The 22,186-nt window shown below is 58.3% G+C and carries 15 protein-coding genes and 2 pseudogenes; 5 read left to right on the forward strand and 12 right to left on the reverse strand.

Annotated features, from left to right (window positions below):
- Nucleotides 1-1,426 precede the first annotated feature (1,426 nt).
- The 5 genes and pseudogenes from FXB41_RS40480 to FXB41_RS04355 all read left to right on the forward strand — a co-directional run.
- A pseudogene (locus tag FXB41_RS40480) lies at nt 1,427-1,695 on the forward strand (LysR substrate-binding domain-containing protein); the annotation flags it as partial.
- Nucleotides 1,696-1,913: 218 nt separating this feature from the next.
- A complete protein-coding gene (locus FXB41_RS04340; RefSeq protein ID WP_219679991.1) occupies nt 1,914-3,068 on the forward strand; it encodes a M24 family metallopeptidase in 1,155 nt (384 codons plus the stop codon).
- Between the two features lie 1,133 nt (nt 3,069-4,201).
- Complete coding sequence (gene folD, locus FXB41_RS04345) at nt 4,202-5,194, forward strand: bifunctional methylenetetrahydrofolate dehydrogenase/methenyltetrahydrofolate cyclohydrolase FolD (RefSeq protein WP_219679994.1); 993 nt, start codon at nt 4,202-4,204, stop codon at nt 5,192-5,194.
- A gap of 163 nt (nt 5,195-5,357) precedes the next feature.
- Nucleotides 5,358-6,633: pseudogene (locus FXB41_RS04350) on the forward strand (Glu/Leu/Phe/Val family dehydrogenase).
- Nucleotides 6,634-6,764: 131 nt separating this feature from the next.
- Nucleotides 6,765-7,919, forward strand: coding sequence for a M24 family metallopeptidase (locus FXB41_RS04355; RefSeq protein ID WP_219679999.1), 1,155 nt, complete (start codon nt 6,765-6,767; stop codon nt 7,917-7,919).
- Between the two features lie 346 nt (nt 7,920-8,265).
- Here the strand turns inward: FXB41_RS04355 and tnpC are convergent.
- The 12 genes from tnpC to FXB41_RS04415 form a co-directional block, all read right to left on the reverse strand.
- Nucleotides 8,266-9,913 (reverse strand): IS66 family transposase gene (tnpC, locus tag FXB41_RS04360; RefSeq protein WP_219680001.1). Its coding sequence is split into 2 segments (ribosomal slippage): nt 8,266-9,321 and nt 9,323-9,913, totalling 1,647 coding nucleotides; the frame shifts between segments, so codons are not numbered across the junction.
- A gap of 44 nt (nt 9,914-9,957) precedes the next feature.
- Nucleotides 9,958-10,305 (reverse strand): IS66 family insertion sequence element accessory protein TnpB, encoded by a 348-nt coding sequence (gene tnpB / locus FXB41_RS04365; protein ID WP_219680004.1) that lies wholly within the window; start codon nt 10,303-10,305, stop codon nt 9,958-9,960.
- Nucleotides 10,302-10,703, reverse strand: a complete 402-nt coding sequence (gene tnpA, locus FXB41_RS04370) for an IS66-like element accessory protein TnpA (RefSeq protein WP_219680007.1) — start codon at nt 10,701-10,703, stop codon at nt 10,302-10,304. The genes tnpB and tnpA overlap by 4 nt, the downstream gene beginning before the upstream one ends.
- 366 nt (nt 10,704-11,069) lie before the next feature.
- Nucleotides 11,070-11,840, reverse strand: a complete 771-nt coding sequence (locus tag FXB41_RS04375) for a GntR family transcriptional regulator (protein ID WP_219680009.1) — start codon at nt 11,838-11,840, stop codon at nt 11,070-11,072.
- A gap of 50 nt (nt 11,841-11,890) precedes the next feature.
- Complete coding sequence (locus FXB41_RS04380) at nt 11,891-12,268, reverse strand: RidA family protein (RefSeq protein WP_219680011.1); 378 nt, start codon at nt 12,266-12,268, stop codon at nt 11,891-11,893.
- Nucleotides 12,269-12,272: 4 nt separating this feature from the next.
- Nucleotides 12,273-13,253 (reverse strand): threonine ammonia-lyase, encoded by a 981-nt coding sequence (locus FXB41_RS04385; protein WP_219680014.1) that lies wholly within the window; start codon nt 13,251-13,253, stop codon nt 12,273-12,275.
- Nucleotides 13,254-13,314: 61 nt separating this feature from the next.
- On the reverse strand, nt 13,315-14,109 hold the full coding sequence (locus FXB41_RS04390) for an ABC transporter permease (RefSeq protein ID WP_219680017.1): 795 nt from the start codon (nt 14,107-14,109) through the stop codon (nt 13,315-13,317).
- A 17-nt stretch (nt 14,110-14,126) separates the two neighbouring features.
- Complete coding sequence (locus tag FXB41_RS04395) at nt 14,127-14,999, reverse strand: ABC transporter permease (protein ID WP_219680020.1); 873 nt, start codon at nt 14,997-14,999, stop codon at nt 14,127-14,129.
- Nucleotides 14,996-16,069 (reverse strand): ABC transporter ATP-binding protein, encoded by a 1,074-nt coding sequence (locus FXB41_RS04400; RefSeq protein WP_219680023.1) that lies wholly within the window; start codon nt 16,067-16,069, stop codon nt 14,996-14,998. The genes FXB41_RS04395 and FXB41_RS04400 overlap by 4 nt, the downstream gene beginning before the upstream one ends.
- 56 nt (nt 16,070-16,125) lie before the next feature.
- Complete coding sequence (locus FXB41_RS04405; protein WP_246648592.1) at nt 16,126-17,187, reverse strand: extracellular solute-binding protein; 1,062 nt, start codon at nt 17,185-17,187, stop codon at nt 16,126-16,128.
- 123 nt (nt 17,188-17,310) lie between these two features.
- The gene (locus FXB41_RS04410; RefSeq protein WP_219680026.1) at nt 17,311-18,984 is read right to left on the reverse strand and encodes a hydantoinase B/oxoprolinase family protein; all 1,674 of its coding nucleotides are present in this window, start codon (nt 18,982-18,984) and stop codon (nt 17,311-17,313) included.
- A complete protein-coding gene (locus tag FXB41_RS04415; protein ID WP_219680029.1) occupies nt 18,977-21,052 on the reverse strand; it encodes a hydantoinase/oxoprolinase family protein in 2,076 nt (691 codons plus the stop codon). Before FXB41_RS04415 ends, FXB41_RS04410 begins: the two co-directional genes overlap by 8 nt.
- Nucleotides 21,053-22,186 lie beyond the last annotated feature (1,134 nt).

Consider the following 22,186-nt stretch of genomic DNA (forward strand, 5'->3'; position numbering starts at 1 on the left):
CGAGCTCTGCAGCAATAAAAAAAGCGCCCTATTGGCGATATAGCTGGCAGCGGATCCGCTGCTTCCTGAACCCGTCACCACCAGCGTGCCTTGTGTCGTGCAGACCGACCACGACCATCTTCGCCCGCGCTCCTCTAAAGAAATAGTGAGGGGTGGAATTCAATCAGGCATTGATCAAGACAGCACGCCCATTCAAGGCGCTTGGTTGTTTTTGGTCCTCAAGAATCTAGAGCGACTTTCAAGCAAGCGTTCTCTAGGCGATGCCTGAGTGCCGCAAGCCTATCTCAGCGAACTCGGTCAATTCGCTAGTGCAGAAATCACCTAAAATAAATTTATCGAGTGCTTCCTGTTGTGCGGCGACGCATCGCGAGATGCTTGGAAGTCTCGTCCGTCAGCGACAGCTGTACGACCCGGTCATCGCCTGTGCAGGGCTTGCGCCCGGGTAGCCGTCTTTCTCCAGCAGCTTTGAGGGTCAACGTGCATCATTTTGGACACCACGTTGGCCGGGAGACCGACTTCTCTGTCCAACTCCGTTAAGGCCATCAAGATCATCCACTGTGGCCCAGTAATGCCAAGTACATCGCCCGGAAATTAGCGAAGTTCCTCCAGACACGAATTGATCGATCTGATCTCGCACGTGAATCGCGGGACCACTTCCTGAATCTCGGCAGAGCTACCGGCGACCTGTCTTGCTGGCTGGGTTAATCCGGCGGGATCGTCTGTCTGTCTCCCCTAGGCGCAGATTAAAAATAGGGACAATGCTGTCCGCGCGAACCCAATCAAACTTCACAGCGCGCTTAGATCGTCGCTTCGCTAAACTCCCGATCAGCGTGGCGTCGCTTGAATCGCCGATGGCTGGTGGTCGGAGCGGCTAAAAAGCGATGCGACGAAGCCCGGCTTGCGTGAGAGCGCCGCCAGCCGAAATCACAGCAGCGTTCTGCATAAATGAATAGGGTGTCGGAGGTTTTGGTCATGGCAGATGAGGTGGGGCGACCGCTCAGTACCGTACCCCTCGCAACCGTTCTGCCGAGGTTCTTAAAGAAGTAGGGTGCCTGTTGGAGTCTGAGCATCATCCCGACAGGATTACCGGTCCGGAGATCCTTATTGCGGATCTATCGGCTTGCCATACGGCCCCGCCGCTATCCAGACTGCTGGATGATGGTCCGACCAACAGAAGCGTCGCTCGAGCGAGCGTTGGATCCTCGTAGGCTATCTCTTCAGGCGAACGCCCCTTCAATCTCCGATTCGTGAGGCCTCGTTGCTCTTCTAGGTACCCTCCGCACGACGCGTGGAAGCAGAACTTTGGTCGCACGATCAGCCTTTTATCTCGTCTATCCGCCCGGCATGCCAGCGGACACGGCTGCGCAATCAACGACGTTTAGGCGTCTCTTAACAGGCGCCGGATTAGCCAGGGCCGAAGCTCATTTTCCTGGCCGATCGCCTCTCCGCGGGCGCGGCGAAACATCCCGGGCTTGTCATCCAACTGGTGCCGCTTCCGCGCACCTTCCCGTTGTCGAGGCGAGAGGCTGATATCGCCATCACGCTGGAGCGGCCCAAGCAGGGCGGCTGATACCGTCAAAACTGAGTGATTATACGTTGAGCGTCTATGCGGCGGACACTTACCTTTCACGAGAAGGACCAATCAAAAGTCAGGCTGAGCTTGCGGGGCGGCTGTTCGTCACGCACGTTGAGGATACCAGGAGCTCGGCGCCCCGGTGTCAATCGCGGCCCGTGCCGATCGCAGATGCATCGCTCAGCGCCTGGAGCTCCGTCATTTCGAAATCCTGCGAAAATGAGCGCTCGACTGCAGGATTTCTGTCCACCACGCTATATTTTTGCTCTCGAACCGCGCGCGCGGTCTCTTATTTTAAGCTGGTTCGTAAGCCAGTGCAGCCGAAGATGGGGGAGCGTGAATGCGTTTTGAAAATCGTGAATACCAAGCCCGCGTGGAGCGGTTGCGCGCGGAGCTGCGCGCCCGCAAGCTCGATGTTCTACTCGTCGATGATTGTGAAACAACGGCCTACTACTTCAACTATGACGTATCGGTGAGCTTCTACCGTGCTGGCTTTATTCCCGTGGAGCGCGAACCATTCTTTGTGTTGAGGTCGTTGGACGTCGCGCCGTTGGCCGAACGTACTTGGATCAAGGACATCGTCGGCTATGCCGACTGGGAAACCCCAGCTACGGTCATTGCGGAGCAGTTTCGACGGCGTGGCCTCGATCGCGCGCGTATCGGCGTTGACCTAACGAGCCATGGCCTCACGGTCCAGACGTTCGAAGCGCTGAAGCGCGAGTTGCCGCAAGCCGAGTTTGTCGACGTCGACGCACTGCCTTGGAAGATGCGCAAGCTGAAGTCGAAGGCGGAACTTGAAAATCTTCGCAGTGCCGCCGCAGTCACTGACGCCACGATGCAGGAAATCGTGAAGGCCGTGAAGCCAGGTTTCACGGAACGGGAAGCTGCGCGCATCGCTCTCGACGGATACCTCCGCCACGGAGGCGACCCCGGTCCACTTGGCGTGATCACTGTTGGCCGGGGATGGAATTTCTTGCACGGGAATCTTCATGATACGCCTCTCCAGCAAGGAGACGTTCTGCACGTCGAGCTCCTTCCGCGGGTCGAGGGCTACAGCTCTCGCCTGATGCGCAATGTTGTCCTAGGCGACATTCCTCCAGAGTTGGAGGTTCAATCGAGGAAGATGATCGAGCTGCAAGACATGCAGATTGCAGCCATGAAGCCCGGCGCGATAGCGAAGGACGTAGATCGCATAATGCGGCAGGGCGCGATCGACGCAGGCCTTCGAAAAGATTACACCAATAATACTGGCTATACCCTCGGTTACTATTCAAGTCGATTAATGCGTGCTGGTGACTTTACCTGGGTCTTTCTTCCAAACTCCGAATGGGTTCTGGAAGAGGGAATGGTCTTCCATATGTGTACCTCGGCCCGAGGCATCGCTATCAGCGAGACTGTCGTGGTTGGCCTTAACGGTGCCGAAAGGTTGAGCAAGTTGGAGCGTCGATTGTTTTCGAGCAATGAAGGCGTGACGCCAGCCAAAACCGCGGTTTGAAGAGAGGGTGAGCTGACCGTATCGGACAAATATCCACCTCAGTTCAGGACAGACGCAATACGTGCTGAAAGACCTGGACTGAGAAGCCTGTCAACTCCATTAAATGGTTCAGAAACTGCATGCGGGGTTACGCGCGAAAGCTTGAAGTCTTGTCCGTGAGCCGGATGCAAGAATCTGCCTGTCCTGTTTCATCGTGACCCTCGCGCCGAGCGGTTGCGTTCTCATCGAACCGATAGCCGGATATGTGTCCGATGCGGTCCGCCTTTCATCCGCTTCTTACTCGATGACGAAGGTAACCCATTTGCGTGGCGGTGTTTTGGGTGGATTGCCCAAGCGATGTTGTCGCTTCACTATTCGGGAAACCACGGGGTGGTCAAGTGCGCCTTAGTTGGCCACTGACAAGGACAACGCGGAAGGCAGGAGCAGGCGCTCGGATGGTTGTCGAGCGTTTCGCAATTGGAGTAGCTGTGCCGCAAATCCGAATGTCGTAAACAGTCATGTTAAGGACGCATGTCGTCAAGAATGACCGGTGGCTTGGTCTAGTAGTTCTGAGGCAAACTCAGCTCCCGGAAGCAAGCCATTGTTCGCCAATCCTTGTTTCAAAAAATCATCGGGCAACTGTCGGCATCGCAATTTGAATCTTTGTTGCGTCCCGAAGCGCGCCGCTTCTTCGCCGACCTGCGCGGCGGACCCATCTAAAAGTGACTCCACGTGAAGAATGCGACGTACACGTAATGATAAGACAGTTAGGCCCATCGATTCCCCTTGCTTTCATCGGCGACACATCTCGTGAATGGTTCCGTCTCATGCTCTCCCAGCAGGTCATGTGAAACGACTGGCATAGAGCGCTAGTGTTTCGCACGTTTCCTCGGTTCGCGCTGTTGGACATGTCGTACGTTTCGGCCCGGAAACTGTGCCCCAGCACCAAGGGCCGACAGGTCTGCCCGGTAGTCTTAGGAGCACTCGCATCTTCGCGCTGATAGGGTTGAAAATTGGGCGCCCCTCAAACGCGCAATGTTTCGGTATCGATGCGCAACAGGGCGTCAATCGAGAACAACAGCAACACCCTTTGTTGTTTTCGCATCGCGAGAGCCCAGCAAGCCGAGCGACTGATATATATTCGGGGAATTACCATGATCGCTAGTCTAATCGATGGGAAAGCCATCGCTGAGGCCCTTCGGGCCAGTGTTGCGCAAGAAGTGGCCATGCTCCAGGCCGAGTGCAACATCAGTCCCGGGTTGGCGGTCGTGCTGGTAGGCGACGATCCCGCTAGCTCTGTTTACGTAAAGATGAAGGCCAAGCAAGCGCGAGGCGTAGCGATAAACTCTCGGCAGTACCAGCTACCAAGCAGCGTTGGTGAAGCCGAGTTGATGAGGCTAATCGAGCAGCTCAACGCGGATGAATCCGTTGATGGCATTCTCGTCCAGCTGCCGTTACCGGAGCATATCGATCGCTCGCGCGTTCTGGAAGCGATCGATCCTGCCAAGGACGTAGACGGCTTTCATCCTTACAACGTGGGACGATTGACGGTGGGCCGGCCTGCTCTCGCCCCTTGCACCCCGCTAGGAGTTGTTCATCTCATCAAGACGGTTGTCAGCGACTTGCGCGGGCTCGACGTTGTTGTCATCGGTCGCTCGAACATCGTTGGAAAGCCCCTGGCGCTCCTGCTTGGGGATGCTGGCTGTACCGTGACAGGTGCGCAGCTCGAAACGCGAAACTTGCCAGACCTTTGTCGAGAAGCCGACATTGTCGTCGCCGCCTCAGGGTGCGCGGAACTCGTCCGTGGCCATTGGCTCAAGCCTGGTGTGGTCGTAATCGATGTCGGTATCAATCGTAGGATCGATTCAACGGGCGCTGCCAAGCTTGTCGGAGATGTAGCTTTTGCCGAGGCGATTGAGCGCGCGAGCTTCATTACCCCGGTCCCAGGCGGTGTTGGCCCGATGACCGTTGCCTACTTGCTCGCCAATACCGTGGAAGCCGCCGTTTCGCGCCGAGGCTTGTTTTTGTTGGCAAGTCCTGGCAGGCGACAGGCTACGCTTTTCTCGAACGCCACGCCCGGAGGCGAGGCTCCGCACGCCAATTTGCACTGTGCAAAATGCAAGGATCTGGACGTCAGCGCCGTTTAGCCATGTTTCGTGCAGTCGCACCGTCCGCGGTGCTTGACCGAACGGTGCACGGTAGGTGCGAGAAAAATGGCTCGCGCTTGTGAACTGCAGGCCAGCTCAATCTCGAGTACCTCTACGTATGAGAGTGTCGCTTGCTAAATCAACGTCTCGCTAAGGAGCTCACGTGAGCGCGTACAATGGGCCAGTGTTTGAGATGGCCGTAAAACAATTCGAGGTGATCGCGGATTATCTATCCATCCCGGAAGATGCGAGGGCGCGGCTATTGATCCGAAGCGATGGCTCCACCGCGGTGTTCGAAGGTTATCGCGTGCAGCATCACCTCACGCTTGGCCCGACGAAGGGTGGCACGCGGTTCGCCGCGAGCGTCGACCTCGGCGAGGTCGCCGCGCTGGCGATCTGGATGAGCTGGAAATGCGCACTGGTCGGGTTGCCCTATGGTGGTGCCAAGGGCGGCGTCACTGTCGACCCCTCGACCTTGTCCAGGCGTGAACTTGAAGCGCTTTCGCGGCGGTATATGCAGGAGATGATCCCATTCGTTGGACCACATACAGATGTGATGGCGCCTGACATGGGCACCAACGAGCAGGTCATGGCCTGGTTCATGGACACCTACTCGATGTACAAAGGACAAACAGTTGCCGAGATCGTCACGGGCAAGCCTGTGAGCGCGGGTGAAACGCTCGGACGGCGTGAAGCGACAGGCAGGGGCGTGGCGCACTTGGTCCGTCGCGCCGCAGATGAACTAAAAATCTGCCTGGATGGTGCAACCGCTGTCGTCCAGGGATTTGGCAATGTCGGCTCGATCGCGGCACTGGAGCTGCACAACAAAGGAGTCAAGGTCATCGCGGTCAGCGATCATACCGGCGCTCTTCATCGGCCTGCCGGCCTCGACATTCCAACGCTGGTTGAACATGCTGCTTCGCGAGGGAGCCTAGAAGGTTACTGCAAGGAGCACGGCCTAAATACGACGGACCTCCTGTCGTTGCCATGCGACATGCTCGTCCCCGCTGCCATGGAACGAGTGATCGACGCTAAGCTCGCCTCCAACCTGCGCTGTCGTATCCTTGCCGAGGGCGCTAACGGACCGACCACGCCCGAGGCCGACCAGCTCTTGGAAAAGCGCAGCGAGGAAATCTTCTTGATCCCGGACATCTTGTGCAACTCCGGAGGCGTCGTCGTAAGCTATTTCGAGTGGGTCCAGGACCTCCAGCGCTTATTCTGGGAAGAGGAAGAGGTTCATCCGGCGCGAGTACCAAGTCTTGGATCGGGCCTTCGACCAGGTGTTGGCACGCAGCAGGCGCGACAACGTGTTCAACCCGACCGCGGCTATGGCGATAGGCGTAGAGCGTGTACGTGGAGCGAAACACGTGGGCTATTCCCATAGTAACTTCATTGCTGCTCATAGTCTTGGTTCAAAGTCCAAGGGTCCGAGCGATTGAACACACAGCAGGCTCACGCGCTCCGGAGCGTTCCAGATGATAAATGGCCGGGGACAGGCGGCACGCCCGTTGACGGGAGAAGCACTTCAGTATACAAGCAGAATACTCAACCAACGAGGCGGACGCTCACGATGACGCTACATTTCAGCATGACGGAATATAAGGCCCGCATCGCGAGATGTCTCAAATCGATGGAAGCTAAGCGTCTTGACGGTATGCTGCTCTTCAAGCAGGAGAGCATGTATTACCTGACAGGATATGACCGGATCGGTTATCTCTCATTCCAAGTATTGTATCTCGACAGCAATGGGGCGGTATCGCTTCTCACCAGAACTCCGGATGCTGTACTGGCGCGGCAAACCTCAACAATCTCCGACATCGAAATCTGGAAAGACCGCGAGGGTGTGAATCCCGCGGTTGCGATCAGGGAGTTTCTTGAACGCCGCGGTGCGAGCGGAAAGCAGCTGGGTGTTGAATATCGCGCTATTGGTCTCTCCACGCAGCGTGGGAAAATGCTCGATGAAGCATTGGATGGGTTCTGCGTGTTACGCGACGAGTCCGACCTCGTCGATCAACTACGTTGGTTGAAAAGTGCCGCTGAGCTCGAGTATGTGCGTCAATCGGCGGTTCTTTGTCACGCGGCGCTCGACGAAGCGAACCGCTTGTCTACGCCGGGCACCTTCGAGGGTGACATCTACGCGGCAATGAATGCCGCGATTTTACGCGGCGATGGCGATCCGCCGGGATCGGGAGTGTGGCCAATGGGGAGCGGAAAAACTGCGTTACTACTCAGATATCACTCCGGTCGCCGATATATCGGAGCCAATGACCAGATCACGCATGAATTCGGCGCTTCCTATAGACACTATCATACCTGCCTAATGCACTGTGTTGTCACCGGCTCAATTGACCCGAGGCAACGAGACATGTTCGCGGCGTGCAAGGATGCGCTTGAGGCATGCAAGGATAATTGTCGGCCAGGTCGTACTTTCGGCGAAATATTTGATGCGCATGCGAACGCGTTTGCTAAGGCCGGCTATGCAGGGATATTTCCGAGCGCTATTGGTTACCATCTTGGTGCGACATTTCCGCCGTCGTGGGCCGAGGAGCCGTTTATATATGCCGGTAGTCCTCTTCAGATAGAACCGAACATGGTCATATTTCTTCACATGATCCTACACGATGAGGCCAACAACTTGGCAATGTCTGTCGGGGAGACCGTGCTCTGCACAGCCACCGGCCAGGAGCAACTTACCAATGCGCCAAAAGCGCTAGTTGTGAATTAGAAAACTCCTGCAAAGGCAACGCCAGAATATAAGGACGGCTAGATACGAGGCGCCGCTCAATGATCTAGCTCCTCGACAAAACCCAGGCTGGCCGCAGCGCGCCTAGTGGCCGCCATTGCGGCGTTTGCCGCCCTAAGCGAACTCGAGCGACCACTTCTCATTGTCAGCGCCACAGTCCGTTCTATTGCTTCCTCCGCCAAGACTTGCTTCACCGCGATATGGGTCGCGCGTGATCGTGGGGCAGTTTTTTTATTAAAGAAGGATCAGGGTACGCATACGACGAAGGCCGCTTGATTGACACATGCGCGCGGGGGGCGGGTAGCGCTATGATAGCGCTGCGTGAAGGTTAGGCAGCTTGCTGATCGGTAGGCTTGTCGGCTTGGAGCTTCCATTCCCAGGGCAGCAGTTCGTGCAGACGCAAAGCGGGAAGCTCGGCGATCCGGGCGAGGACGTCGGCGAGCCAGGCTTTGGGATCGACATCGTTAAGACGACAGGTGGTGATCATCGTCAGCATGATGGCGGCGCGGTCGGCACCGCGCAGGCTGCCGGCGAAGGTCCAATTGCGCCTTCCCAAGGCGATGCCGCGCAACGCTCTTTCGGCGGCGTTGTTGCTGAGGCAGATCCTGCCATCGTCGAGGAAACGGGCAAAGTCGACCCAGCGCCTGAGCATGTAATTCATGGGCTTCAGGACCTCGGAGGAGCGCGAGAGGGGTTCTCGCTCGCGCAGCAGCCAGGCGTGCATGTCGTCGAGCAGCGGCTTGCTTTTTTCCTGGCGCACGGCGCGCCGCTCGTCGGCGCCGCGACCGTTGATGGCGCGCTCGATCTCGAACAAAGCATCGAAGCGTCTGACCGCCTCCCACGCGATCGGAGAGACCGGTTTGCCCCTGTGGCTTTCCCGGGCGTTCTTCTCGATGTCGGCCAGCTCGAAGAACCCCCGCCGCGCATGGGCGAAGCAAAACGCAGGCGTAATCGGCAGCACCTTCTTCTGCGGATCGAACAGCGGCTCGAAGCCGTTGTAGCAATCGGCTTGCAGGATACCGGCAAAGGCGGCCAGATGCTTCTGGGGATGCTCGCCTCGTCGGTCGCTCGAGGCGTAATAGACCGCCGCTGGCGGCGCAGGCCCGGCGAAGGGCCGGTCATCCCGCACATAAGTCCAGATCCGCCCGGTCTTGCACTTGCCCTTGGCCAGGACGCGGATGGTAGTGTCGTCGCCATGCAGGCGCTCGGCCGCGAGCACATGACGCTCGATCAGGTGGAAGAGCGGCATGATGGCGAAGGTCCCGTGGCCGACTTGGTCGGCCAGCGTCGACAACGGCAGGTCGATCCTCTCGCACTTGAAGCGCGCGCTCTGGCGGTTGAGCGGGATATGCATGCCGAACTTGTCGAACAGGATGGTCGCCATGCAATTGCGGGCCGATGAAGCCGCGCGGTGTGGCATGGAACGGCGCCGGCGGCTGGCTGATCTTCTCGCAATCGCGGCAAGTGAACTTCTCGCGCACGGTCTCGATGACCTTGAACCGGCGCGGGATCTCCTCCAGCGTCTCGGTTACATCCTCGCCGAGCTTCGCAAGGCGCGCCCCACCGCAACAGGCGCAGGTCGTTGGCGCCTCAATGACGACTCGCTCGCGTTCGATGTCGTCCGGCCAGGGCTTGCGTACCGGCCGCTTGCGCGTGAAGGCGCGCACGCTCTGGGTCTTCGCCGCCGCGGCCTGAGCCGCAAGCTCATCCTCGCTCGCCGTGGTGGCGAGTTCTTCGAGTTCCAATTCCAACTGCTCGATCAGCCGCGCCGTGCGCTCGGAGCGCTGCCCGTACAGTTCGCGTTTGAACTTCTCGATCCGCAGCTCGAGATGCGCGATCAGCGCCGCGTTGTCCGACAGCTCCGCCCGCGCACTGGCCGCCATCGCCTCGGCTCGCAGCCGCGCCTCACGCTCGGCCTGCAGCGCTGCCAGGGCACTGACAAGATCCGATGGAAGGTCGTTCGGCTTCGATACCATGAAGCCATTGAATCAGATCAAGCACAGATTCAAACCCAAAACGGCTATCCGACCCGCGTCGGACGCTGGGTTTCTTGTGGGTTGCGCCAATCGATTCCGGACAACAGGTAGCTCATCTGCGCCGGAGAGATCGTCACTGCTTCGCCGGCAACCGAAGGCCAGATGAACCGCCCTCTCTCCAGTCTTTTGGTGAACAGGCATGCTCCCTGGCCATCGTGCCAGATCACCTTCACAAGATCGCTTCGGCGACCGCGGAAGACAAACAGATGACCGCTGAGCGGGTCCTTGCGCAGCACCTCCTGCACCTGGAGTGCCAGCGTCGGAAAGCCTCGGCGCATGTCCGTGTAGCCTGTCGCAAGCCACACGCGCGCGCCCGTCGGAACCGGGATCATCGGCGCACCAGAGCCTCGAGAACCCGACGCAGGGCGTCTCCATCAACGTCGCCATCGACCCGGATGCGGTGCCCGCTACCAAGGTCGATCTCGATGATGCCATGGCGCTTCCGTCGACGGGCCGCCGTCGTCGTCAATGGCGCTTCGGCCATCGCCCGCGGCGGCACAGACGACCCAATCTCGACCGGCACGAACGGCGCTATACTCGCTTCAGCGTGCTTGCAAAGCTCTTTGCGCCACCTGAACAGCTGGCTTACATGAAGGCCAGCCATGCGAGCCACCTCGGAAACGCAGGCTCCGGGCTCGAGCGATGCTGCAACAAGCCGTTCCTTCTCATCCTGCGACCACCGGCGCCGCCGCTCGACCGATGTGATCACCTCCGCCCTCGAAATCGTCATAGCGCTTCTCCTAGGATTACCCCTAGGACCTGCAGCGTCCGCGTCCGTCAAACAAGGCGGCCCTCAACGCAGGAATACGGATCAGGCGTGACGGCGTAACTTGCTAACTTGCTAACTTCCTGAATTGTGCTGCGTAAAGAAGAACGGAAGAACGGGACGCGGCTTCGCCTAATCTCGATAAGAACGCGGGCGGTGGCGGGCTGGCTGACGCGCTGAGGGGGATGAGTTGTCGCGAAAGCACGACGCCGGACGCGTTTAGAAGGAAAAGGTTGGAACGGAGAGTGGGGCGGGCACCACCTGACGAATGGGATGGTAGTGCGGCAACCGTTAATGGCCATTCAGGACAGCGTCGCCCTTTCAGAGAGCCTAGTTCAGCGCAACGGCCCCCAACGCTGTCGCAGTCTGAAACAGCGCTCTTTGTAGACGATTCTTGGAGAGATCCTGATGCATGACTGCCAGCCGGTCCGAGGCCTCTACGTCGCGAGCTTGGATAGCCTTGTACATCAGCTTATGGTGGCGCACTGTTTCTGCCAGATGGGCGGCGATGTCCTCCTCAGGATGTGCCGCTACGAACTCAGTTCGCTCGAGACTTGAGAAGCAGGCTCGGGCAAGGCGGATGGTTGCGAGCAGGATTTTTTCGTAGAAGCTCTCGAAATAGGCGTTGTGCGCCGCAGCGGATATCTTCAGGTGAAAATCGACGTTGAGTTCGGATCGCGTCAGCCCGTCCCCCGATTCGATCCCGTTTTCAAACGCGACCATTGCAGCCCGAATGTTTCTTAGGTCTTCGGAAGTCCGGTTCTGCGCGGCCAGGCGGTGGATCATCCTGCTCGAAACAAGCAGGGCGTCATAAAGCTTGGGCACCTCGTCGAAGTCTAGCGGAGCAACCCTCGCGGATCGCCCGTCGCGAATGACCAAATCATCGGCGATCAATTGGATGATCGCCTCGCGGACCGGCGTGCGGCTGACCTTAATCCGATTAGCCAGCTCTGCCTCGTCGATAACGGATCCAGGGCGCATTTCCAGCCGAAGGATCGCTTCGCGGATCGTGTTGTAGATCTTGCTACCGCCACGGACCTGTTTTGCCACGTCTTCTCTCTTATCCTTCACGCCCGAGCAACGCAATTTCAGGCGGATCAATCCGACCGCTCTAGGTTCATATGGCTCAATGGTCTTGCCGAAGCAACACTTTAGCGGACGAGGACGGCCTCCAGCTCGACACTAAAGTCTACAAAAGACGACTGCACAATCGTGCGGGCCGGACGGGTTTTCGGGAAATAGACAGCGAGTACCCGGTCGAACTCGGGCTTGTTTGCCCATTCCGTCAGATAGACAACGATTTTAACGCATTGTGTCGCCAGGTCGAAGCCGGCGGCTTCGGCTATTTCCTTCACATTGTTCATGACCTGCCGAGCATCATCGGAGAAGGGCCGTCCCTTCAACCGCGTCCCATCGGCGAGACGCGGTGTTTGCCCGGAAATAAAGAGAAATTCGCCGGAGGCGACGATGCCTTGGCTGTAGTTGCCCGCTGGCGGAGGCGCGGCTGTCGCGACAATCTTCCTAATCATGGATCTAATTCCTCATTTCCATATCGAAGTTCTTACGAAATTGCACCAGGTCTACGTTCCCTCCGGAGAGGATGACCACTGCCGTCCGGCCGTTCAACGCCAGCGCGCCGGAACGCAATGCTGCAAAGCCAACAGCTCCCCCAGGTTCGACGACGAGCTTTGTCATTTCAAACAGTTCGTTGACCGCCGAGCCGACTTGCTGGTCGGAGACCGCGAAACCGCCAGACAGATTGGCGTGATTGATTTGAAAGGTGAGCTCGCCTGGCATCTGGGTAACGATAGCGTCGCAAATTGAAGTGCGACCCGGCTCATTGGCAACCCGCTCGCCCCGTTTGAGTGACCGGCACGTATCATCGAATTCTTCCGGCTCGACACAGTAGACATCGAGAGTGGGAGTCAGCGCCCTTGTCGCAGTGGAAACCCCTGCGATCAGTCCACCTCCCCCGGCAGGACAAAGCAAGATGTCAGCCGGCGCTCGCACGGCTTCCAGTTGCTCGGTGATCTCGATTCCGATCGTACCCTGTCCGGCAATCACCATCTCATCGTCGAAGGGCGGTACCATGATCGCACCGGTCTCCTGAGTTATATTCTCTGCTATGGCTCTACGGTCGCCTGTCCGCCGATCGTATAGGATAACCTGGGCGCCGAGTCTGCGTGTGTTCTGGATCTTTAGAACGGGTGCATCGTCAGGCATGACGGCCGTGGCTGGAATATTGAATGATTTCGCTGCCGCAGCGACACCCTGTGCGTGATTGCCAGACGAAAAGGTCACGACGCCGCGAGCCCGTTGCCGGTCGTCGAGCGACGCGATCTTGTTGTAGGCTCCTCGAAACTTGAATGACCCGGTTCGCTGTAGATTTTCGGCTTTGAAAAGAACGCGCCCCCCGACGAGATCATTGATATGCTCGTATTCTAATAAGGGAGTCAGGACATGCTTGCCCCGCAATCGCGCGTAGGCCTGCCCAATGGTGTCAATCGTGATCATATGTTGGGCTTTTCTCTCTTAGAAGATGGTGAATGCCGCAAGAACCTCTCAATCCAACGACCTATTTCGCGACCGCTTTTCGCAGGCCAATTGCCCGCTCGATCACAATGACAAGGACCAAGATGCCGAGAACCATGAGAGCCGAGACCGCAGCGATGAGGGGGTCGGTTCGGCTTTCGACGTAGTGATATAGCGACACGGGAAGAAGCTTCAGCCGTGTACCAGCGATGAAGAGCGAGATGACCGTTTCGTCGAACGAAACAATGAAAGACAATGCTGCTGAAGCAACCAAGGCCGGAGCGATCAACGGCAAGGTAATACGTCGGAAAACGGCAAATGGACCTGCACCGAGTGTCCCGGCGGCATCCTCGACGAAAGGCGGAAGCGTGCTGAGTCCGGTCATCAGAACGCGCAATGCATAGGGTAAGGTAATGACTAGATGGCCGATAATCATGCCCGTCCAGCTTCCGACGAGACCGTAGCCTACGAAAATGACCAATATCGCCAAACCCAATACAATGCTGGGAAGCAGCAGCGGAGAAGTGAAAAGTGAAACCAAGGCGCTACGGCCCGCGAATGTATTCCGCGCAAGCACCAAGGCCGCTGGTGTTGCGATGAGCAGCGTCAGGATCGTCACGTAGATCGCAAGTACCAAGCTATTGCTAAACGCTTCAGTCAACTCCTCATTCTTGAGCAGTTCGCCGTACCATCGGGTACTCCATCCCGAAGGTGGCCACGCGACGTAGGCGTCGGCGGAAAAGGAGATAGGGAAGACCAGGATGACCGGCGCCAGGAGGAACAAAAGGATCGCTGCAAGGCCGAGAAACTGCAGGCTGCGTAGAAAGCTCCCCAGCATGTGCGTCTCCTCCCTTCTCAGTCTACGATCTTCGATAGTTGTCCGTAGGCCAGCAGCGCGGCTCCGAACACAAATAGAATGAACACGGACAGGCAGGCCGCGAGCGGCCAGTTCAGAGTGACGATTGCCTGATCGTAGATTTCCGTGGCCAGCAGCGAGACGCGCCCGCCGGCAAGCATCTTGGGAGTTATGAAGCTGCTTACGGCCAAGACGAAGCACAGAAGACATCCAAGCAGGATGCCTGGCAAGCTCAAGGGCAGAACGATACGTCGCAAAACTGTAAGCGGTCGTGCCCCGAGGGTCTCTGCCGCTTGATCAAGTATCGGGTCCAGCCGGCCGAAGCCGGAAAGTAGTGACAGGATCATATAAGGCATGAGGATCTCCGTCATGCCGACGAGGACGCCGAATTCGTTGTTGATTAATCGCGGGGGCGTAAATCCGGAGGCTCGGATCAGGGCAGGTAGGAAGCCCTGGTTTCCGAGAATGACCATCCATCCGTAGGTACGCACCACTGCGGAAATCAGGAGTGGCGAAATGCATGCCACCACGAGGACTGTCTTGACCCATCCTGATCGGCGACTGACGAACAGGGCGAGCGGATACGAAAGCAGCAACGTGACCGCGGTTATCAATGCGCCCATCCAAACCGTCCGCCAAAGGATGGACCAGTAGAAAGTATCGCCGAGCAGAGATTGCCAGGTCGACAGCGTAAGGGCTTCATCCAACGAGCCTATCGCGGTTGCGCTCCGGAACGACATGGCCGCTAGATTGAGTACCGGCACGACGAATGCGATGATGTTGACGATCAGGATGGGAAGCAGCAAACCGAAAACAACACCTGCCGCACGTCTTGACGAGTTGCTTTGGTCGACTGCCGCTGAGTCCTTCATACGTCAGCTTCCGCGGCAAAGGTGAGCGTATCCCGCGCTCGCCAATTCAATGTCACGGCGTCCCCAGGTTTGTAGGTGTCGCCAGCCGAGGTCGTCGCCTGTTCGACCATAATTTTCTCGCCTTCAGATTCGACCGCGTACTGCAAGGAATCCCCGATATAGGTGACCTGCCGAACCGTGCCCGGAATGGTGTTCTCTCCTTCGGCACGGCCAGCCTTTGCCCCGGCAGAGCGGAGTTCGATACGATGCGGCCTGACCATGACCAGCACTTCCGATCCTGCGGGGCCTGTCGAGACTGCTCCTATAGCCGTATGTCCAAAGGCTATAGCTCCATCGTCTCGCCAGCGACACCTGATTCGGTTGATACGCCCCACGAAGTCAGCCACCATCGGTGTGGAGGGTCGTTCGTAGATTTCGTGTGGCGTGCCGATCTGCTCGAGCTTTCCGCGATTCATCACCACGATGCGATCGCAGATCGCCATGGCTTCAGTCTGGTCGTGAGTGACGAACACAGTCGTCATGCGGAGCCGCTGCTGGATTTCGCGTATCTCATTGCGCATCTCGTCACGGAGCTTAGCATCGAGGTTGGACAGCGGCTCGTCGAGGAGGAGGATGTCCGGTTCGATCACCAGGGCACGGGCCAGCGCGACGCGCTGTTGTTGCCCGCCTGATAGTTGAAGCGGCTTACGATTGCCTAGGGCTGGCAAGCGAACCATGCTCAGCGCACTCGAGACGCGCTGGGCGATATCCGCCTTCGAGAGCTTCCGCATCTCCAGGCCGAACGCCACGTTCTCGGCGATGGTCATGTGCGGAAACAGTGCGTAGGACTGGAACATGACGCCCATATTGCGCCGGTAGGTAGGCAAGTGGGTGACGTCGTGGCCACCCACTATGATCTTGCCGGAAGTCGCGTGGATCAAGCCGCTGATCATCCGCAGAGTGGTAGTCTTGCCGCAGCCCGACGGCCCAAGCAGCCCAAGGAGTTCACCTTGCCCCAACGAGAAGGATAGACCCGATACGGGTACCAAATGCCCGTATCGCTTCTCTAGAGATTCGACTTTTAGATACAATGCCTCACCACCACCGTAGTGGTGCTCCTAGCGAGTCAAGAAACAGCAGGCCGCGATCAGCTGCGACTAATGACGTTCCTGCGCCATTGCTCCGTTATAGCGTCCCTTATTTTCGCAACCGCGATCCAATCGACGTCAATCATCTTCGCGATCTTCTCCGGCGTCGCAGCGGTTCGCTGGCGAGCGTCGGCGCTGATGGACGCGTTCGGGTTGGTCGGCGAGTAGTACGCCGCCTCCGTGAACGTGGATTGCGCTTCTTGGCTCAACGCGTAGGACATGAATTGAAGCGCAGCCTCCGTTTGCGAAGATCCATTGACGAGGTTGATCGTGTTGATCTGGGCGACGGAGCCTTGTTCCGGAATCACGGCCGCGATACGATCCGGTGTCTGCTTCGAGGAAATTTGCGTCCGCGCATTGTATCCAATGCTCAGATCCACGGCCCCGTTGGTCACGGCCGCGTAGCAGTCCGGCTTCGGCTCCCAAGTCTGGACGAGCGGGGCTAAGTCGCCGAGCAACTCGATGCCCTTCGCGACCGACTGGCGATAGTCGCCGCCTCCGGCCATCTTGTTCGCGATAAGCGTCAATCCCAGCCCTAATAAGTTCGGCGGCGCATCGATGGCAATGCGGTTTTTATGTTTTGCATTCCACAGCTCCTTCCAGGACGTCGGAGCATCCTGGAACTTCTGCGGCGCGTACATCAAGACGATCATGTCGAACGTCACTGCAGGCCCGGGTGCCCCCTCGATCAGGGCGCTCGGTGTCAGCTGCTTCATCACGGGAAGCTGTTCAGTGGTTACCGTCTTATAAAGACTCTCGTTTGCGCCCGCCTTGGCGACGGTTACGTCCATGATGCAGACGTCGACCTGCGGCGATGCCTTCTGAGCGCGCAAGGTGCCCAGGTTCTGAGCCGAAGTTGGCATGCCGACATAGTTCACCTTGATGCTCGGATTCGCCTTCATGAACGGCTCAACCACCGTCTTCTTGTACAGATCCTCGAACATCCCGGTATAGGCGGCGAGCGTAATCTTCCGCTCCTGGGCCTGGGCCTTAGTGACCCAAGGCATGGCCAGCCCTGCCGCGGCGAGACGCAGAGCATTTCTTCTCGTAAGATCATTCATCGCTTGTCTCCTGTTCCAGATTAAGATCCGTGAGTTGTTGCGACTTCGCCGAGAGTTATGTCTTGCGACTCGGCCTTGGGCCAAGAGCCAGGCTAAGGCCTGGCACGTTAACGGGCAGCTCCATCAGACGAGGTAATGCTGTTTCACGAACTCTTGGCTGAATTTCCCTGATGTGAGATCGTCTTGAATGGCCACGGCGGTTCGCTCGGCTGGCGGCCCATAGCCGCCGGCGCCAGGCGTCTCAAGGACCGCAACGGAATCCTCCGGAAGCCGGATGCAGGACGATTTCGACGCGAGCATCGTCTTCCGGCCATCATCCCTCCGCAGATAGAAGCGTCCGGTTGCTCCGTCTTTGCCGCCGAACAGGCCCCACGGTTTGTGGAGGAAACGCTCCCCGACGCCGTTGAACTCGCAGGTATGCCCAACGGGACGGATCACGCGGCGGATGCCAAGACCTCCGCGAAAGCGGCCTGCGCCACCTGTATTCTCGATCAAGGAATATTCCTCGACCCGGAGCGGATATTCGAGCTCGATAGCTTCGACGGGCAGGTTCGATGTGTTAGTGATGTTGACTTGGACGCCGTCCTTGCCGTCGAAGGTTGCGCGCGCACCCATCCCGCCGCCGAGCGTTTCAAGGTAAACGTAGAGCTGGCCTGTGCGAGGATCCTTGCCGGTGAACACTGCGCTGGTGTTCGCTCCGTTGGCTCCCGCGATCACCCGGTCGGGAACCTGCGGCGCCAATGCGCCGAATACGCAATCCACGACTCGCTGACAGGAGTTCGCGCGTAGCGCCACAGCCGCTGGTGCGACGCAGTTGACGAACGACCCGAGCGGCGCCTTCAACTCGATTGCATCGAATATACCTTGGTTGTTTGGAACGTTTGGATCGAGCAATGCCTTGATCGAAAAGCAGATGGCTGACTGGGTCGCGTTGAGCGTCATGTTAAAGTTGCCCGCGACCTGCGGGTCGGTGCCATCGAAATCAAAGAGGATACGATCGCCCCTCTTTTCGATGCGCAAGGTGATCTTGATGTTTTCCGTGCCAGCACCGTCGTCATCCATGTAATCGGTAAAGGTGAAGATGCCGTCGCGAAGAGAGGAGATCGCCTTTCGCATCCGCATCTCGGTCCGGACGACGATCTCCGAAAAGATGGTGGAGAGGCGGTCACCGCCATGCTCCCGTACCATGTCTTCGAGGCGCGACACGCCGAGCTTGCAGGCCGCGATCTGGGCGTTGAGATCGCCGCGTCGCTCGTCGGGAAGGCGCATGTTGAGAAGAAGAAGCTGCAAAAGATCCTCGTCGAGAACGCCCTTTGAATAAAGGCGGATGATCGGAATTCGGAGCCCCTCCTTGTAGATCTCGTCGAGGCCACCGGACATCGAGCCGATAGCCGCGCCGCCTACGTCGGCGTGATGGATGATGTTGGCGACGAAGCCGACGAGGCGCCTTCCGTCAAACACAGGCATCGCCATGTTGATATCAGGCAGGTGCGTGCCGCCGGCGACATGGGGGTCGTTGGCGATAAAGACATCTCCGGGCGAAATGTCTTTGTCGAAGCGATTGACGATGAAGGTCATCAATCCCTGCATGGATGCGAGATGGATCGGCAGTGCCATCTCTGCCTGGACAATGAGTCGTCCTCGCTCGTCCGCGATCGCGGTGGAGTGATCGTGACGCTCCTTCACGTTTGTAGAAAAGGCGCTCCGCATGATGCTGATAAAGCATTCATCGGCAATAGATTTCAGCCCGTTCCAAGTAATTTCTAGGGAAATCGGATCGATCGCGATCTCAGGCATTCTTCATTTCCATGATCATGTTGAGGGCGGCGTCCACTCGCAACTCGGCGCGGGGCGGCACAACGGTGGTTGAATCAAGCTGCGTTATGATGGCGGGGCCCTCGATTGTCGTTCCAGCTGGAAGTCCGGCGCGATCGTACATGGGGGTAGGAGTTGGTCCGCTATCGTCGAACCACACGTCCTTGGTGTCAAAGGGCGGGGCGAGCACTTCAGGAGAACGTGCCGGAAAGCTGCTTTGGGGCAGCTTCGCCACCGCGCGCAGCCTGACATTCACGATCTCGATTGGTGCACTCGCGTCGTAGTGTCCGTAGCTTCTTTGGTACTCGGCGAAGAAGGCGGCCTTCAGATCATCCGGGCCGCGCAAGGCCGGCCGCTCCGCGCCGTTGGCAATTTCCACCGGGAGCTCGTAGTTCTGACCCACGTAACGCATGTCCAGCGACAGAACGAGACGTCCTTCGAGCGCGCCTTCCGCCTCCTCGCTAGCGAGCCAGGATTTGCCCTGCGATGCCAGATCCGCGATCACGCGGGCAGCTTCATCCATGCCGGTACCGACCCGAATTCGGCAACTGGCAACAAAGTCTTCCTGAAGATCGGAGAGAATCAGTCCTTCTGCACAAAGAATGCCGGGCGCGTGCGGCACGATGATCCTCGAGATGCCAAGTGAGCGAGCGACATCAGCGGCGTGCAACCCGCCGGCGCCGCCAAACGGCATTAATGTGAACTTGCGAGGGTCATAACCCTTCTCGATGGTGACGACGCGGATCGCGCGCACCATGTTCGATGTCACGATCCCAACGATGCCGAGTGCTGTGCGTTCGACACTCAGGCCAAGGCCGGCGGCAAGCGGCTCGACGGCTTTCACCGCAAGATCGCGATCAATAGTCATTTCGCCGCCAGTCAGGGTCATTGGAAGCCGGCCGAGGATTACGTTCGCGTCGGAAACTGTCGGCAAGGTTCCGCCACGGCGATAACAGGCCGGCCCGGGCACCGCGCCAGCGCTTTGAGGGCCTACTTTCATCAACCCCTCTGCGCCTAATTGTGCGATGGAACCGCCCCCTGCCCCGACCGTATGGATATCGACCATCGGCAGTCGAATGCGAAAACCGGAAATATCTCGCATGCTGGCGATGTCAGTCTTACCGCCCTGGATCAGGCAGACGTCGGTGCTCGTTCCGCCGATATCGAGCGTAATAATATCAGCGATCTCGGACATCACGCCGGCTCCGGCAGCGCCGACTGCGCCAGCGGCAGGTCCGGACAGCGCGGTGCGAACCGGGAATTGCGAGGCGCGATCAACCGACATCAGTCCACCACTGGACTGGAATATCCCGAACGCGGCATTCGGGGCGACCTTCGCTACCTCGGCCTTGAGCCGATCCATGTAGCGGCTGACTTCGGGCTGTAGAAAGGCGTTGATCAGCGTCGTCGAAAAGCGCTCGAATTCACGAAATTCCGGCTGAACCTCGCTCGAGACAGAGACGAACTTGCCAGGAAAACCCTCTCGCAGGGCGGAAGCGATGCGATTCTCATGAGCGGGATTCAAGAACGCGAACAAGAGGCAGACCGCCAGCCCCTCGATCTCCGGTGCTCGGCGCAGCTTGCCAATGAGATCCTCGATCGCAGCGTCCGACAATGGCCTAACGATCTCGCCAGTCGGGCCGATGCGCTCGTCGATCTCGAACCGGTATTGGCGCGCCGCAAGCGGCTGGGGAGCATCAAGCTGAAGATCATAGATGTGTGGGCGAACCTGGCGACCAATCTCGAGAAGATCGCGAAATCCTTTGGTCGTGATGACAGCTACCTTGGCGCCCTTCCGCTGCAGAAGGGCATTCGTTGCTACCGTCGTTCCATGCGCAAAACGTTCAATAGAGCCCGGATCGATACGGTATTTGTCAGTCAACTCGCGAAGACCGGTAAGGACAGCGCGTGATGGATCGTCCGGCGTCGAAGGACGCTTGTGTATCAGGACCTGCCCACTGGAAAGTCCACGCGCCGAGAAATCCGTAAACGTTCCTCCAACGTCTACACCGACGACCCATTTTTCCTCTCGACGACCTTCCAACAGCATTTTTGGGTGCTCATCCAATCTTGTTAAGTATCCAAGTTGTACACGGAGCTCGGCGCGCAGCAAGCAGAATTTTCATTTCGCGAAGAACAAGCGACGGAGAATGGGATGGAAGGACTTCCGACGATGGGGCCAGGACACCAAGAAGTGCGAGAGTGGGGTGCTCGCGTTTGCCGCAGCAATAGACTCGGCTCTCAAGCGCGCGGCGAAGAGGGTCAGGAAGATCGCGAACTCAAAGGGATGCCCGATGTGCGGTGCAACGCAAAGCGACCTGGAGCTTTCTGCGAAGTCGGTCAGGCGCTGCCCGGAAGTTCCCGCGCGGCGTCACCAAGCTGTTCGGCGGCACGTCACGGATCAGCCAGACATTGCCGCCCGTGGTTGATCCGCGGCCGATCGTGATTATCGGGTGAATTCGTAGCGACTTATCTTCCGCGCGCGGCGCAAGCGCCCATTTGGCGAGGATTGCGTCTGAATGCATTGACGCGCAGATCTCAACGCCGATCCTTCTCGAAACCGTCGACTGACTGCTGGCGCTCTCCTCAAGCGACATCACGAAGATAGCGATCAGCCTGCTCGAAGCGCATGGCGCCCCCGCCGCCCTCACAAGGATTGGTTCGATCGGCCGGGCAAGCTTGCCAGCTTGCCGCGCCAACCGGAGCTGTTGACCGGCCTGGCAACGTTGGTCAACCGAGTTGTGAACTTAAAGAAGAGCTGTCAAGCGACACGATCTCCATTCTTCCGCAATTTGCGGCTGACCCTGACGCAGACATCGCCTCGAGGCATACCAGTTGAAGCGCTACGCCCGTGCGTTTCCTGTCGCCGAGCTCGGCGATGGGCGGAGCCGCACGTCCGCCAGCGCGAATGTTCAGCTCCCTCGACCTGAGATGCAACGATGCAACGATCAGGTCACCTGCTACGACGACGGTGTCGACACATCTTCGTTCAGGCCATTGGCAATCTTGGGCGGCGCCTTTGGCGTGGGCCTCAGACGCAACGTCATCTCACTCTATAAATTTGCCTGCTGTAATTTCCGAACGTCGCCGGATTGAGCATCGAACCGGACGCTGGGGCCGGCGGCGTGGCGCCGGGTGGAAGGCCGCGTTCGAGGAGGAGAATGCCGAGAGATCGTGGTGGAAT

Origin of the sequence: Bradyrhizobium canariense (assembly GCF_019402665.1) — a bacterium.
Classification (GTDB): Bacteria; Pseudomonadota; Alphaproteobacteria; order Rhizobiales; family Xanthobacteraceae; genus Bradyrhizobium; species Bradyrhizobium canariense.

Bases quoted from the DNA above. Each gene is read 5' to 3' on its own strand.
- FXB41_RS04415 (WP_219680029.1), bottom strand. From the start codon at position 21,052: ATGCTGTTGGAAGGTCGTCGAGAGGAAAAATGGGTCGTCGGTGTAGAC.
- FXB41_RS04390 (WP_219680017.1), bottom strand. From the start codon at position 14,109: ATGCTGGGGAGCTTTCTACGCAGCCTGCAGTTTCTCGGCCTTGCAGCG.
- FXB41_RS04395 (WP_219680020.1), bottom strand. From the start codon at position 14,999: ATGAAGGACTCAGCGGCAGTCGACCAAAGCAACTCGTCAAGACGTGCG.
- FXB41_RS04380 (WP_219680011.1), bottom strand. From the start codon at position 12,268: ATGATTAGGAAGATTGTCGCGACAGCCGCGCCTCCGCCAGCGGGCAAC.
- tnpA (WP_219680007.1), bottom strand. From the start codon at position 10,703: ATGACGATTTCGAGGGCGGAGGTGATCACATCGGTCGAGCGGCGGCGC.
- folD (WP_219679994.1), top strand. From the start codon at position 4,202: ATGATCGCTAGTCTAATCGATGGGAAAGCCATCGCTGAGGCCCTTCGG.
- FXB41_RS04355 (WP_219679999.1), top strand. From the start codon at position 6,765: ATGACGCTACATTTCAGCATGACGGAATATAAGGCCCGCATCGCGAGA.
- FXB41_RS04410 (WP_219680026.1), bottom strand. From the start codon at position 18,984: ATGCCTGAGATCGCGATCGATCCGATTTCCCTAGAAATTACTTGGAAC.
- FXB41_RS04340 (WP_219679991.1), top strand. From the start codon at position 1,914: ATGCGTTTTGAAAATCGTGAATACCAAGCCCGCGTGGAGCGGTTGCGC.
- tnpB (WP_219680004.1), bottom strand. From the start codon at position 10,305: ATGATCCCGGTTCCGACGGGCGCGCGCGTGTGGCTTGCGACAGGCTAC.
- FXB41_RS04405 (WP_246648592.1), bottom strand. From the start codon at position 17,187: ATGAATGATCTTACGAGAAGAAATGCTCTGCGTCTCGCCGCGGCAGGG.
- FXB41_RS04385 (WP_219680014.1), bottom strand. From the start codon at position 13,253: ATGATCACGATTGACACCATTGGGCAGGCCTACGCGCGATTGCGGGGC.